The sequence below is a fragment of the Paucilactobacillus nenjiangensis genome (genome assembly GCF_005405445.1).
GTDB classification, from domain to species: Bacteria; Bacillota; Bacilli; order Lactobacillales; family Lactobacillaceae; genus Paucilactobacillus; species Paucilactobacillus nenjiangensis.
The window spans coordinates 1-13,117 of sequence record NZ_BJEB01000063.1; the positions used below are offsets into that span (position 1 = coordinate 1).

Annotated in this window: 16 protein-coding genes; 3 read left to right on the forward strand and 13 right to left on the reverse strand. The window is 38.9% G+C overall.

Annotated features, from left to right (window positions below):
* Positions 1–80: 80 nt before the first annotated feature.
* Together FFM59_RS08470 and FFM59_RS08475 are read right to left on the reverse strand one after the other, a co-directional pair.
* Positions 81–536: a hypothetical protein gene (locus tag FFM59_RS08470; RefSeq protein ID WP_137602606.1), complete on the reverse strand. Its 456-nt coding sequence runs from the start codon at positions 534–536 to the stop codon at positions 81–83.
* An 11-nt stretch (positions 537–547) separates the two neighbouring features.
* Entirely contained in the window at positions 548–973 is a 426-nt protein-coding gene (locus tag FFM59_RS08475) for a DUF948 domain-containing protein (protein WP_137602607.1), read from the reverse strand.
* Positions 974–1,119: 146 nt separating this feature from the next.
* On the opposite strand from FFM59_RS08475, the gene FFM59_RS08480 reads away from it, so the two are divergent.
* Entirely contained in the window at positions 1,120–1,983 is an 864-nt protein-coding gene (locus FFM59_RS08480; RefSeq protein ID WP_137602608.1) for a mechanosensitive ion channel family protein, read from the forward strand.
* Between the two features lie 63 nt (positions 1,984–2,046).
* Here FFM59_RS08480 and FFM59_RS08485 read toward each other — a convergent pair whose 3' ends face one another.
* From FFM59_RS08485 to murI, 6 genes are all read right to left on the reverse strand, one after another.
* Positions 2,047–3,204, reverse strand: a complete 1,158-nt coding sequence (locus tag FFM59_RS08485; RefSeq protein ID WP_137602609.1) for an N-acetyldiaminopimelate deacetylase — start codon at positions 3,202–3,204, stop codon at positions 2,047–2,049.
* A gap of 78 nt (positions 3,205–3,282) precedes the next feature.
* Complete coding sequence (gene dapD / locus FFM59_RS08490) at positions 3,283–3,993, reverse strand: 2,3,4,5-tetrahydropyridine-2,6-dicarboxylate N-acetyltransferase (RefSeq protein WP_137602610.1); 711 nt, start codon at positions 3,991–3,993, stop codon at positions 3,283–3,285.
* 12 nt (positions 3,994–4,005) lie between these two features.
* Positions 4,006–4,485 (reverse strand): cyclic-di-AMP-binding protein CbpB, encoded by a 480-nt coding sequence (cbpB, locus tag FFM59_RS08495; protein WP_137602611.1) that lies wholly within the window; start codon positions 4,483–4,485, stop codon positions 4,006–4,008.
* A 90-nt stretch (positions 4,486–4,575) separates the two neighbouring features.
* Positions 4,576–5,103 (reverse strand): metallophosphoesterase, encoded by a 528-nt coding sequence (locus FFM59_RS08500; RefSeq protein ID WP_137602612.1) that lies wholly within the window; start codon positions 5,101–5,103, stop codon positions 4,576–4,578.
* On the reverse strand, positions 5,103–5,699 hold the full coding sequence (locus FFM59_RS08505; protein ID WP_137602613.1) for an XTP/dITP diphosphatase: 597 nt from the start codon (positions 5,697–5,699) through the stop codon (positions 5,103–5,105). Before FFM59_RS08505 ends, FFM59_RS08500 begins: the two co-directional genes overlap by 1 nt.
* A gap of 5 nt (positions 5,700–5,704) precedes the next feature.
* Positions 5,705–6,529, reverse strand: a complete 825-nt coding sequence (gene murI / locus FFM59_RS08510; protein WP_225420334.1) for a glutamate racemase — start codon at positions 6,527–6,529, stop codon at positions 5,705–5,707.
* 122 nt (positions 6,530–6,651) lie between these two features.
* On the opposite strand from murI, the gene FFM59_RS08515 reads away from it, so the two are divergent.
* Entirely contained in the window at positions 6,652–7,119 is a 468-nt protein-coding gene (locus FFM59_RS08515; RefSeq protein WP_137602614.1) for a YslB family protein, read from the forward strand.
* Positions 7,120–7,189: 70 nt separating this feature from the next.
* On the opposite strand, the gene trxA is transcribed toward FFM59_RS08515, so the two are convergent.
* The 5 genes from trxA to FFM59_RS08540 form a co-directional block, all read right to left on the reverse strand.
* The gene (gene trxA / locus FFM59_RS08520; RefSeq protein ID WP_137602615.1) at positions 7,190–7,501 is read right to left on the reverse strand and encodes a thioredoxin; all 312 of its coding nucleotides are present in this window, start codon (positions 7,499–7,501) and stop codon (positions 7,190–7,192) included.
* Positions 7,502–7,585: 84 nt separating this feature from the next.
* Entirely contained in the window at positions 7,586–9,958 is a 2,373-nt protein-coding gene (locus tag FFM59_RS08525) for an endonuclease MutS2 (RefSeq protein ID WP_137602616.1), read from the reverse strand.
* A gap of 18 nt (positions 9,959–9,976) precedes the next feature.
* Positions 9,977–10,510 (reverse strand): CvpA family protein, encoded by a 534-nt coding sequence (locus FFM59_RS08530; protein ID WP_137602617.1) that lies wholly within the window; start codon positions 10,508–10,510, stop codon positions 9,977–9,979.
* Positions 10,507–10,740 carry a cell division protein ZapA gene (locus FFM59_RS08535; RefSeq protein WP_137602618.1) on the reverse strand — a complete coding sequence of 78 codons (234 nt, stop codon included), beginning with the start codon at positions 10,738–10,740 and terminating at the stop codon, positions 10,507–10,509. The genes FFM59_RS08530 and FFM59_RS08535 overlap by 4 nt, the downstream gene beginning before the upstream one ends.
* Positions 10,741–10,795: 55 nt before the next feature.
* Positions 10,796–11,998 carry an MFS transporter gene (locus FFM59_RS08540; RefSeq protein ID WP_371858093.1) on the reverse strand — a complete coding sequence of 401 codons (1,203 nt, stop codon included), beginning with the start codon at positions 11,996–11,998 and terminating at the stop codon, positions 10,796–10,798.
* Between the two features lie 124 nt (positions 11,999–12,122).
* Between FFM59_RS08540 and rnhC the strand changes: the two genes are divergently transcribed.
* Positions 12,123–13,037, forward strand: a complete 915-nt coding sequence (gene rnhC / locus FFM59_RS08545) for a ribonuclease HIII (protein ID WP_137602619.1) — start codon at positions 12,123–12,125, stop codon at positions 13,035–13,037.
* Positions 13,038–13,117: the final 80 nt, after the last annotated feature.

The window sequence follows — 13,117 nt, forward strand, 5'->3', positions numbered from 1 at the left end:
AATCTTGAGGGCAGTTTTATTTCTTGATATGGTTACGAGGAATGGAGCGTAGCGACATCCTCAGAGAGTTTTTTGTAAATTTATTTTTCACCGTTATCTTTTTCTGCCTGTTCATCAACTTGATCATCAGTTGGTTCCTCATCGGCTTGTGCATCAGCCAAATCTTCATCAGTCTGATCAATGATAATGTCATCATCGTCGTTAGCAGCACTTAACTGTTCACGAATTGAGGCGGTTTGTTCATCAAAATCATCTTGATTGAACTTATCTAAAACTTGTTCTTTTTTGTCAGCTAAACGATCAGTTGCACTTTGTACTTTGTCTTTCACGTCCCCATAAAAATCTGAATCGTCAATTAAATCATCAATTAAGTCTTCAGCATATAATGCGTAGTCCGCGAATTGTTCCTTCAAGTCATCTTTAGTATCGCGTAACTTGTCATGCAGTTCTTCTTTTTTTTCTTCAGAAAGAGCTTGATATGCAGCAAATGCGGCTACACCACCAACGGTTAATCCTAATAAAAATCCTTTTTTCATTTGAAATACCTCTACTTTTCTTTCGATTTATTTTTTGCTTTTTTGCGCAACTTCCAAAGCTTAGTTGCAACAGTTTGTCCAACTGAGGCAGCCACACCAAACTTGCCAATGTTTGCTGAGTTACTAGCAAACTTGTCAGTAACATTACGAGTAGCTTCATTCAGATCAGATACTGATGTTCCTAAATCTGCAACTGCTTGGAAAGCTGGGTCAATGGTAGAAACCTTTTGATTTACATCCTCTAATAAATCATTGGCGTTGTTCAAAATAACTTCGGTTTCCCGGCTAATTGAATCAACATCGTTGGTAATGATTGGTAAACTTCGATTAACTTCTTTCAAGGTTTCGCTTAACCGAACCAAAAAGACTGCAATAAAAACTGCTAAAATTAAAAACGCTATGGCTGCAATTAATCCTGCAACTGCTCCTAAAGTCATAATTAATTCCTCCATCCAAAAAGTTGTTTAACTAAGGATATCACTGACAAACTACATCCGCAATTAAAACCCTGCTTAATCTGGTTGCTATCTATATTTTTTGGTAAGATAGAGAGTAACCAAATCATTTAAGAAAGTCTGAGCTTATGAATAAACTGCTAACTAAACAAGCTTCAACCTTTACCAACTATTTTACCACGATTAATTGGGACAAGTTTGTTGCTGGATTTTTTAATAAATTTTTTATCTTAATTTTCATTACAATCATTTTTATGTTGGTTTTGTGGATTGGTCGAATTATTATTAATCGCACTTTCAAACAGTACGTCAAAAGTAATTTTGTAGTTACCACCAACCGCACCAATACAATCCACGCCTTAACTTTGAATATTTTTAGATATACTTGTTTCTTTTTCTTCTTATATGCACTGTTATCAACCATCGGTGTGCCCGTTGGAACTCTGATTGCCGGAGCTGGGATCTTCAGTATCGCTTTAGGTTTAGGTGCACAGGGATTTGTGAGCGACGTAGTAACTGGGTTTTTCATTTTATTGGAGCAACAATTAGATGTCGGTGATATCGTCGAACTTGGTACGGTCAAGGGAACCGTCACATCACTCGGGATTCGAACGACTCAGGTGACCAGTGCTGACGGAACTTTGAACTTCATTCCTAATCGGAACATCACCATTGTGAGCAATTTTTCGAGAAATAATATGATTGCAACCGTTGATTTATATATCGGACCCAATGCTCCCTTAGAAAAAATTGAAGCACAGATTCAGTCAGTTAATGATCGTCTTGTACCTAATTTAAAAGAACTCTCGAGCGCTCCCAAAATTATTGGACCAACCTTAAATAAAAATAATATCATGGTTTATCGAGTCACGATGACCACAGAAAATGGTAAACAAGATGCCATCCGCAGCCAATTCTTAGCCGAATATTTAACCGCTATTCGGGCTGCCAAGATTGATTTGGGTGCCCAACCAAAAAGCCCACTGATGTAAAAATCAGTGAGCTTTTTTGCTGCATTAAATCAGCTAATTTCATTTTAAACATGAAGTTACATGCTACTTTGCGCTTAACGTTTCAAAACGATGTTCTAAATATCCAGTCATTGCTTGAATACCAGGCTCAATGGCGTTGGTATCAGGCGCCATCTTTTCGCTGTGTAATGAATAAGGACTATTGACCCCTAACCAAAACATGGTTCCTGGAATTTTCGATAACAGAAAGCCAAAATCTTCTCCTGTCATTGCAGGTTTAGTTTCGATGAAATTGATTCCAGGAGTCTGACTCATATAGTTCATAAAATCAGTAGTAGTTTCATGGTTATTTTCAACGGGCAAATAACCGCCTTGGTGCAAAGTCAATTTGACTTCACAACCATAGGTGAGGGCAACTCCTTCAGCAATTACCCGAACACGACGTTGCATATTCAAATTATTCACTTGTGTTAACGAGCGAATCGTCCCGTCAACATGCGCGTGACCGGCAATTACGTTACCAGTATCACCAGCGACGACATGTCCAATTGTAACCACTCCACCTTCAATTGGATCAACGTTGCGACTGACTACCGTTTGAAGTTGTAAGACAAAAGCACTGACTGCGACGGCCATATCATTTGCAGCATGTGGAAAAGCAGCATGGCCACTTAAGCCTTCAAAGTCGGCATGAATCTCACAAGTCCCGGCAAACAGTGTGCCATTGAGCGAACCAATCGCACCAGTTGGCAAATTTGGATTATCATGAAAAGCATAAATTTCATCGGGCATCCATTCATCCAAAACACCGCTGTTATAAAGTTGCATCCCCCCGCTGTGATTTTCTTCCGAAGGTTGGAAAATAAAAATCAAATCAAACTCTGGTTGATGACTCGCAAAATAATCCAAGATACCTAACGCGACCGTCATATGAATATCGTGTCCGCATGCATGCATCCGGCCCTTGGTTTTCGAAGCAAATGTCAAGCCAGTTTTTTCTTCAATTGGTAAAGCGTCGATATCTGTCCGATAACCAATTCTTTTGGTATGCTTTTTTCCCTCCACTTTAACTAGTAGTGCAGTGGGTAACAAGTCGATCGTTCGATATTCTAAATACTCTTGATTCATCGCACTAATTACATTTTGCAGAAATTTATGAGTTTCAAATTCTTCCAACCCTAGTTCAGGAATTTGATGTAATTGCTGATAGATAGAAAGTAACTGTTCATTTTTTAATGTCATGATTATCCAACCTTACTATTAAGGGACTGGAACAAAACAGTTGTCTTGAGTCACAGTCCCTTGCTTTATTATCTAATTTTATAGTTTACGAAGTTCATCCATTAATTCTGTCTTACTCTTGGTTTTGTCGTCGATATCTTTAATCTTACGTGCAGGCACCCCGGCAACAACGGTGTTAGGCGCAACATCTTGGGTTACCACGGCACCAGCACCGACAACAGATCCCTTACCAACTTTGACCCCTTCAAGAACTACACAGTTGGCACCAATCAATACATCATCTTCAACAATCACAGGTGTAGCCGAAGGTGGCTCTACAACACCAGCAAGCACAGTACCTGCACCAATATGACAATTTTGGCCAACTAGTGCACGACCACCAAGCACGGCTCCCATATCAATCATCGTATTATCACCGATTTCAGCACCAATATTAATTTGGGCACCCATCATGATGACGGCATTATTGCCAATTAACACTTGTTCTCGAATAACCGCACCCGGTTCAATTCGCGCATTAATTTCTTTCATATCCAACAATGGAACGCCTGAGTTGCGTCGATCATTTTCAATTTCATAATCCACAATTTCAGTCTCGTGTTCAGCTAAAAATGTTTTGACATCCTTCCAATCGCCAAAAATCACTCCGGATTTGGATTCAACAAATGGTCGAATGGTTTCTGGAAATTGTAGGTTATCCAAATTACCACGGACATAAACCTTCACTGGAGTCTTCTTTGGAGAGTTCCCGATATAATTGATAATTGATTGTGCGTCTAATTTTGCCATGCTTTCCCTCACTTATTGAATAGTTTCATTTTTCTTTGTAATATCATAGCGCTCATCGATGTTATGAACAAGTCGATTAACTGCCTTTAATAATTCTCTTCGTGTGACAATACCGGTGAAATCACCATTATCGGCAACCACTGGTAAAAATGGGTTATCCGTTAAGAGCCGTAAATCATTTTCTACATCGTATGGATCACAGACCGTCACCGCATCCGTCTGCATAACATCTTTAACTAAAATATGAGTTAATTTGTTAACATTGACGCGTTCAGTTTCAAGCATTTGGTCTGTAATCATCGACAGTGACAGTAAACCTTTATATTTACCATCATTATCTAATACAATAATTTTGGCGTATTGATTCTTAGTTAGCACCAAAAAGGCATGATAGAGATTATTGGTTTCTAACACATTTGCAACTATATTGGCTGGAATCAAAAATTTCTGTTTTCTCTCAGTCAACATTTCTTCAATTGACGCATCGATCATTTAGAATGACTCCTTTCAGTACTATTTCATTGTATCTGAAATACTGCCGATTGAACACCAATGTCCCTGACATTTTAAAATACTTAAAAATCACTTCATATTTCTTTCAAAAGTAAAGTGTAAATCTTCAACTGGTTCCATTGCACGGTTATAATACTGCACGTCAACCTGCGTTTTGCTTGTCGTAATAATCGCATATGTCCCACCCAGATAACTGTATTCACCCCGAGGTAAACTGATACTTCCTGGATTAATGTAGAGCTTGCCATTTTGCATGGTCACCGCTAACTGGTGAGTATGTCCATAGGCGATAATTGAGGCATTTCTCCGTCTGGCTAACATAACTAGCTCATCTAAATTAAAATTGACATTATATAAATGTCCATGAGTCACCAAAACACGCTCGGACGCAACTTCTAGCAATCTTTTTTCAGGGAACGGTTGTCCCCAATCATTATTTCCAAGCACGCTAGGCATGTTGTCAAAGATTTCATCGTCAACTGCCAATTCAGAATCTCCACAGTGAATCATTAAATCCATTTTATCCACATACTCTTGCTGTAACTTGACCAAAATATCTCGATCACCATGATTGTCGCTCACAACTAATAATTTCATTATTCATTCCACCAAGTTTCAAAGTTTGTCATTAAGTTTCGCATTGCATTTCCACGATGACTAATTTCATTCTTTTGCGTATCCGTTAGCTCGGCCATTGATTTATTAAACTGGTTAACAAAAAAAATTGAATCATAGCCAAATCCATGATGCCCACGTTGTTGTGTCAAAATACTACCTTCAACTTCACCTTGGGCCAATAGTTGATCACCGTTGGGCTTCACTGCAACTAACGAAGTGTGGAAACGAGCAGTTCGATCTGGTAAATCCACCGACTGTAAATTGCGTAATACTTTGTCTATGTTTGCTTGATCATCATGGTTACCAGCATAACGCGCCGAATATACCCCAGGAGCGCCATTTAATGCATCAATCATCAGTCCAGTATCATCTGCCACAACGGGCAAATTAGTGGCTTTAGAAACTGTCTGCGCTTTAATTAGAGCATTTTCTTCAAACGTCGTACCCGTTTCATCAATTTCGGGTAAATCAGGAAAATCTTTTAACGTTTTTATTTTAATGCCTAATGGTGCAAACAACTCTCGGTATTCCCTGGCTTTGCCGTCATTGTTCGTTGCGACAATAATCTCGTTCATGTCAATCACTCTCCCAATTCAACTGTATTCAAATCTAACTGAGTTTCCTCTAACCATTTAGTGGCAACTTTTTCAAATTGCATGGCAGAGCCTGTCGTAAATAACTTCAAAAACGTTTGATTATTCTCATCGGCTTTTGCATCCAATTTTTGCAGCGTCTGATTAACAATTTCAACGGTTGCGACGCCAGAATCAATTAACTTTACGTCAGGTCCAATCGCCGCCTTAATTTCAGGAGCTAACAGCGGAAAATGAGTACACCCGAGAATTAAAGTGTCAATTTGATAATCTTCAAAATATGTTAGTTTTTGTTGAATCTCTGTGGCCGCCATCTTAGTTCCCATTTGATCTTGCTCGACCAAGGTGACTAACTCCTGAGCTGCTAACCCAATTACTCTTTCATCTGAATTAATTTGATGAATTTGCTGAGTATAAGCAGCACTTTCAATTGTTTTTTGAGTGGCGATGACACCAATTTGTTGATTGTTGCTTGCTTTGACTGCCGCTGTACTACCTGGTTTAATCACACCCACGACTGGGATATCTAACTGAGCTTGTAGATATGGTAATGCCGCTGCAGTTGCGGTATTACACGCAATCACAAACATTTTAATGTCAAAAGTCATCAAATACTGGGCAATTTGATAACTAAATTGACATACTTCTTCTGGGGGCCTAACTCCATAAGGTAATCTGGCCTCATCCCCTAGAAAGATAATTGATTCATTTGGTACTTGCCGTCTCATTTCTTTAACAAAGGTGAGCCCACCTAGTCCTGAATCCATAACTCCTATTGGTCGATTATCCACTGTCTTTGCCTCACTTCTCATTTAAACTACAACTTATAATTATCGACTTACTTGTGTTTTTTTTCAAGCAAAATAGCAGTAAGAACTGACATATTCCAATATAAAATGTATAATAAATTTTAGCTAAAAAAGGAGTTCGACTAATGACACAATCTTTGTACAATCAAATGATTAATAGCAAAACGGGTTTTGGACAAATGATGTTACGCGACGTCCTACTGCCATCAATTCTTGGGTCAGAAACTGATGGGATTTTATATTGGGCAGGGAAAGACATTGCTCGTCAATTTCCTGTGGCTTCTGATGAAAATTTAAGTACACTGTTTAATCAATTAGGTCTCGGGACGTTAGAACTAATCAAAAAAAATAATAAGCAACAAGTCTGGCATCTCACTGGGGACGAGATAATGGATCGTTCAAAATTGGAGCATGCGAGCTTTAATTTTGAAGCTGGATTAATTGCCCAACAAGTTGAATTTATGACTAATGCTGTGACGGAAGCATCTATTGAAGTTGAAAAGAAAAAAATGGTTCAAATTACCGTCTATCATGATTTTTCCAACCCCATCACCGATGAAACCCCAGTTAACTTTATTACATTAGCAGAGTAGTTTATGACTAAAAAGAAGAGAACAGACAGAAACTAGGTTTCTATCCGTTCTCTTCTTTTTTATTGATCAATTATAGATATTGATTTAGGATTTGGGCTAATTGTTCTTTTGAGTGATAGCCAACTAAAGTATCAACGACTTGACCGTCCTTTTGAACGAGCAAGGTTGGGATACTCATGACGTTAAATTTTTGAGCAGTTTCTGGGTTTTGGTCAACGTCTAATTTATTAAAAGTGACTGCATCCATTTCGCCTGCTAGTTGTTCAACTACGGGTGATTGCATCCGACAAGGACCACACCAAGTTGCCCAAAAATCAGTTAAAGTTACTCCGTTCGCAGTATCTGCTACGAAGGTTTGATCTGTTGTATCTACGACTGCCATAATCAATTCCTCGCTTTCTTTGATAACATTCTATCAAATTTCATGTTCAAAATAAATATATTTGCTTACAAAAAATTAGTAACTTTAGAAAAAGACTAACGTAGCGCCATCTCCACCAGCATTGGGTGCGGCATATTCAAAGCTTTTAACTCTCGGATTACTACGTAAGTACTCTTGGGTCCCTTTACGAAGTGCCCCTGTCCCCTTACCATGAACAATCGTGACAGACGGTAGGTTACTCAAAACGGCATGATCGATGAATTGATCAACTTCTGACATTGCTTGATCATATCGATGTCCACGTAAATCTAGCCGTGCCGAAGTTTCTCGAGTTGAGACCGCTCGAGTGATTCGCTGTTTTGGTTCGCGTTCTCGTTCTTGGGCCGCAACATTCGCTTGCTTTGATTTTTCCAAATCGGTTTCGTTAACTTTCATTTTCAAAATTCCGAGCTGTACTTCCCATTCATGCTTGCCTAACTTGCGAATTAAATCTCCATATTGCCCGTATGATTTAACAAGTACTGGATCGCCAGCTTTTAAATCGTGTTTCAATTTTTCACGCTGTAGAACCTTATTCTTTTTAAGGCGTTGGTCGTCAACTTTTAATGAATTCAACTCACCTTTGGCATCAATCATTTGATTTTCTTTAATTTGATTGCCTTCCAATTCTAATTTACGCAGCCGATCAATAATTTTATCCGCTTGCTTTCGCGATTGGGCTACTAAATGATTATTTTCAACTTGAGCGGCTTCAAGCATTTTAGCTTTTTCTGCCTCAAATCGATTGAATTTAGCAGTCAAGTCCGTTTGCAGTGCATCGGCTTCTTGCAAATCGTGTTCCAATTGTTCTGAACGATCTCGAGCCAATTTACGCTGGTTAACTAAGTCACCGATAATTGCATTTAAGTCTTGACTGTCTTCAGAAATTAATGATTTAGCTTCTAAAATAACCGAATCCGACAAACCTAATCTTTTAGCAATTTCAAGCGCGTTAGACCGTCCTGGAATGCCAAGTAACAATTTATACGTTGGTTGCAGCGTTTTTTGATCAAACTCCATACTAGCGTTAATTGTTTTGTCACGGTCAAATCCATAAGCTTTTAGTTCCGGATAGTGGGTTGTCACAAGGACATAACTTTCTTTAGCACCCAAGTCATCTAAAATTGACATGGCTAAAGCTGCCCCTTCTTTCGGATCAGTCCCTGCACCGACTTCATCCAATAACACTAAAGAATTATCATCAGCTTGATCCAAAATTGCTTTGATATTAGACATATGAGAAGAGAAGGTACTCAAGTTTTGTTCTAACGACTGTTCATCCCCGATGTCAGCGAAGATTTCCCTAAACACGCCAATCGAACTTTCTTCTTGGGCCGGGATGTAAAAACCAGACTGGCCCATTAACTGAATTAGTCCTAAGGTTTTCATTGTGATGGTCTTCCCACCCGTATTAGGGCCAGTAATAACGACCATCTGATAATCTTCGCCAATAATAATATCATTGGCAACGGTTTTTTGAGCATCAATTAATGGATGGCGAGCTTGTTTTAGATCAACATATTGCTCTGCACTAATAATTGGCAGTGTAGCTTTCATGCTGTGGGCCATTTGTGCCTTGGCATTAATAAAATCTAAATGTCCCAGAATGCGTTCATTATTACCAATATCAACACGATAAGGTGCTACCGCAGCTGACAATTCAGCTAAAATCCGAATTTCTTCTTGCTTTTCGTCTAATTGATCTTGACGTAACCGATTATTTAATTCAATCACTGATTGCGGTTCAATAAATAGGGTTTGACCACTACCACTTTGATCATGCACGATACCGCCGAATTTACCACGGTAATTAGCTTGAACCGGAATGACATATCGATCATTACGCATCGTAACAATCGTGTCACTAAGATATTTAGCATTGGAACCTCGAGTAAAGCCTTCCATCTTCGTCCGAATCGCACCCTCAGTTTGAGTAATGCGTTGTCTGAGACCGTGTAATTTGGTGGAGGCTTCATCGGTAATATGGCCATCGCCTTCAATCGCAGTCACTAATTGCTTTGTGATTGTTGGAATTGTCAATAAATCGTCCACGTAATGTTCAATCACGTGCATATCGACATCCTGTTCCCGTAATTTAGCAAAGAAATCCTTCACTGACATACTGGTGCGTAGGATCTTCGCAATTTGAGCTAATTCATTACCGTTTAAAACGGCATCCATCTTTAACCGTTTTAATTGGGTACTAATATCTGCTAACTGCGGAATCACGATTCCACCAGTCAAACGATAAATATTAACTCCATCTGTGGTTTCCTTAATGGATAGTTCAACTTTATTTAATTCTGTTTCTGGAATTAAGTCATCGAGTTCTCGCTTACCAGCAGCACTAACCAAATAAGGCAATGCCCTGGCTTTGACTTTATCAAATTCCAAGATTTCTAAAATTTTTGAATTCATTCTTTATTTCCTTTATTTTTAACTACCAGATAACCAATAAACAACTTGTTGTGACAACATTGGTGTATCGTTAATAATCCACTGACACATGCCAGATGTATTTAATTGAGCTTGCCACCATTCATTGGGGAATACCTGAAACACCGTGAGCAAAATAAAAATTACGACATAACTCAACAATAAATTGATTAATCCGCCCGCCAATGCGTTCACTTGATGAATCACTGGAACTTTACTGACTAAATTTAAACGCATAATCAACCAGCGCACGATTCTCATGACAATTAAAAAAGTAATCACAAACGCAATTCCATTGTAAAAAAATGTATCGGCGTTGCCACTATTCAGAGCACTACCAGAATTAGTTGTCGTTGCATCAAACACTGGAAATAGGTCAGCTAAATGAGTGCCCACAAATTGAGCAACTGCTTTGGCAGCTATAATGGCCACAACAAAACTAATTGCTCGTAATATCATATAAATCAAACCGCGTTTCCGGCCAATGGAAAAATTAAGTACTAAAATGACCAACACTGCAATTGAAAGTATCATTGATTGTCCTTACTAATATCTAAATCTTTTTGCATTTTAATTTGATCCGCTACCGCATTAAACGCCACTAAATTGGCACGTTGGACGTCGTCGAGCTTAGGATTAACTTCTTTTAAATGATTAATTTGTTCATTCACTAAATTTTGTGCGGCCACAATTAAATCTGGCTCGCCCGGACCACTGATTGTGTAATCTTGTCCATCTAAATTGATTTTATATCTTCTATTCATGTCATCACCCGTTTCATTTTAACTTACATATTTTAGCATGAACCGCGTCATTTTGCTACTTAAGCCCATCTTTTCGATAGGCCCATAGTACGACAATTAAATTAATAATCACTAACAAAGTGGCCATCAAAAAGACATATCGATAATCTAAGACCCCTGCCACGATTGAAGCCAGCATTGGCCCTAGGACCGAGCCAATCGCTTGAAACGATTGATTATAACTAAAAATTCGGCTAATTGCTTCGTGAGGAGTATTCACACTCATCACGGTTTGAGTCACTGGCAGTAGCGCTGCATCGGCAATCCCAATAAGAAATCGAAAGACACCTAACATCATGACTGTCCCTACAAAGAATGTTGGTAAAAAGACTGCACCAGATAAAATTAATCCAGCCACTAGCACTTTTTGAGGTCCAATATGGTCACCAAGATCACCTAAACGAGGGGCTGCGATTAACGTGGCGATTCCGGGTAATGCGGCGACTATCCCACTAATCAAGGCTAAGTTACTATGACTTGTCAGTAATTCTTTCACGAACAAACTAATGATGGGGTTGATTGAATTGGTTGCTGCTTGAATCAACATCGAGGAAATAATCATTGCCCACACAATATGAATATTTTTAATCCCGGCAAATGCACTTTGCTTAGCCAATTTACTATTTCTATCAATTGGTGTGAATTTTTCAGTGACACCAAAGACCGTAATGATGGTCGCTAAAAACATTAAGAAACCGAAAATAAAAAACGGAATTCGATAACCAAACGCATCAGCAATTATCCCACCAAAAATTGGCCCAATCAATTGACCACCGACACTACCTGTTGTCAGCATCCCCATGGTTTTACCACTTTGATTAGTGGGCACTTCACTAGCCACTAGCGCGTAAGCATTGTTAATGTAACCGGAAAATGCGCCTTGAATCAATCTCAACAAAATCAATATCCAAACATTAGGCGACAACCCCGTTAATGTAGCGGTAATGGTCATTCCAATCGCTGCTCTCAGTAACATTGGTTTTCGACCCGTTCGATCAGCTAACCGACCCCAGAGTGGTGATACAATCGCCTGACTTAAAAACGTAATCGAAAATGCAATTCCTGAATACAAAGATAATTGCCATTGAGAAAAATTACCCATGGTAGAAATAAACAAAGGTAAAAATGGTAGACTCATACTTGCACCGGCCCCGGTAGCAAAGTTACCCACCCAGAGTGCATATGTGTTTTTCTTCCATCTTGGTAAATTATTCATCATGTTATTTCCACCCATTTCATATAAATACAACGTCAAAGTATACACTGATTTAGGCTAATTGTTAACCAACGAACTTCACTTGATATGGTAGAATTGAATTAACAAATCAGTTAGGGATGAACGTATGCAAGAAGTAATTAAAGTATCCATGAGCACGTTAAATAAAATGAAATCACATTATGCCCAGGGACAGCAAGTGCCACCACCAGGAGCTGCTTTTCGTGTGAAAATTGGCGGAACGATTATCACCGGCTATAATTCAGGAAAAGTAATGTTTCAAGGTACTAACATTGGTTCTGAGCTATCTAAATGGAGTGACCAGCAACCGAGTGCCACCAAAAAAGATTTTCCCAAGGCAGTTAATAATAGTTTACCAGCAGGCTTTGATACTTGGTCGGTCATTGGTTCTGACGAAGTTGGCACCGGTAGCTATTTTGGCCCTCTCACCGTGGCCTCAGTTTTTGTCGCAAAAGAAAATTTAGCCACGGTGCGTAAACTTGGAATCCAAGATTCTAAAAAATTAACCGATCCTGAAATCGTTAAAATGGCCAAGCAATTAATTCAATTTTTGCCCTATCACGTGGTCAATATTATGCCTGCCAAATACAATGAGATGTTAACCAAATATAATCAGGGTCAATTAAAAGCGCTGTGTCATAATTTAGCATTGACACAAGTTTTGCAAAAAATTAAGCCAATCAAACCTGACGCTATCTTAATTGACCAGTTTGTTGCACCTAGTACTTACTACCGATATCTCAAAGGACAGCAAATCGTTAGGGAAAATGTTTATTTTCAAACTAAAGGTGAACAGGCTCATTTAGCGGTAGCGGCTGCCTCAGTCATCGCACGTTATATTTCGCTTGAAGCAATGGATGATTTAACAGCCAGTGCCGGCATTACTCTACCAATTGGTGCGGGAAATGCTGTTGATCAAATTGCCGCTAAATTGATTCGTCAAGGTAAACCGCTAGGTGACTTTGCTAAATTGCACTTCGCTAATACACAAAAGGCGCAAGCAATTGCAGATCAAGACTAAACAAATGTGGCTGGGAAAAAACTAACCAGCTATAGAAAAATCGACCAAGAATTCTATAATTAATAGAATTTTTGGTCGGT

What these genes read in the sequence shown, in the direction of transcription:
- FFM59_RS08470 (WP_137602606.1), bottom strand. Translation starts at nt 536, where the DNA reads ATGAAAAAAGGATTTTTATTAGGATTAACCGTTGGTGGTGTAGCCGCA.
- FFM59_RS08475 (WP_137602607.1), bottom strand. Translation starts at nt 973, where the DNA reads ATGACTTTAGGAGCAGTTGCAGGATTAATTGCAGCCATAGCGTTTTTA.
- FFM59_RS08480 (WP_137602608.1), top strand. Translation starts at nt 1,120, where the DNA reads ATGAATAAACTGCTAACTAAACAAGCTTCAACCTTTACCAACTATTTT.
- FFM59_RS08485 (WP_137602609.1), bottom strand. Translation starts at nt 3,204, where the DNA reads ATGACATTAAAAAATGAACAGTTACTTTCTATCTATCAGCAATTACAT.
- dapD (WP_137602610.1), bottom strand. Translation starts at nt 3,993, where the DNA reads ATGGCAAAATTAGACGCACAATCAATTATCAATTATATCGGGAACTCT.
- cbpB (WP_137602611.1), bottom strand. Translation starts at nt 4,485, where the DNA reads ATGATCGATGCGTCAATTGAAGAAATGTTGACTGAGAGAAAACAGAAA.
- FFM59_RS08500 (WP_137602612.1), bottom strand. Translation starts at nt 5,103, where the DNA reads ATGAAATTATTAGTTGTGAGCGACAATCATGGTGATCGAGATATTTTG.
- FFM59_RS08505 (WP_137602613.1), bottom strand. Translation starts at nt 5,699, where the DNA reads ATGAACGAGATTATTGTCGCAACGAACAATGACGGCAAAGCCAGGGAA.
- murI (WP_225420334.1), bottom strand. Translation starts at nt 6,529, where the DNA reads ATGAGAAGTGAGGCAAAGACAGTGGATAATCGACCAATAGGAGTTATG.
- FFM59_RS08515 (WP_137602614.1), top strand. Translation starts at nt 6,652, where the DNA reads ATGACACAATCTTTGTACAATCAAATGATTAATAGCAAAACGGGTTTT.
- trxA (WP_137602615.1), bottom strand. Translation starts at nt 7,501, where the DNA reads ATGGCAGTCGTAGATACAACAGATCAAACCTTCGTAGCAGATACTGCG.
- FFM59_RS08525 (WP_137602616.1), bottom strand. Translation starts at nt 9,958, where the DNA reads ATGAATTCAAAAATTTTAGAAATCTTGGAATTTGATAAAGTCAAAGCC.
- FFM59_RS08530 (WP_137602617.1), bottom strand. Translation starts at nt 10,510, where the DNA reads ATGATACTTTCAATTGCAGTGTTGGTCATTTTAGTACTTAATTTTTCC.
- FFM59_RS08535 (WP_137602618.1), bottom strand. Translation starts at nt 10,740, where the DNA reads ATGAATAGAAGATATAAAATCAATTTAGATGGACAAGATTACACAATC.
- FFM59_RS08540 (WP_371858093.1), bottom strand. Translation starts at nt 11,998, where the DNA reads ATGATGAATAATTTACCAAGATGGAAGAAAAACACATATGCACTCTGG.
- rnhC (WP_137602619.1), top strand. Translation starts at nt 12,123, where the DNA reads ATGCAAGAAGTAATTAAAGTATCCATGAGCACGTTAAATAAAATGAAA.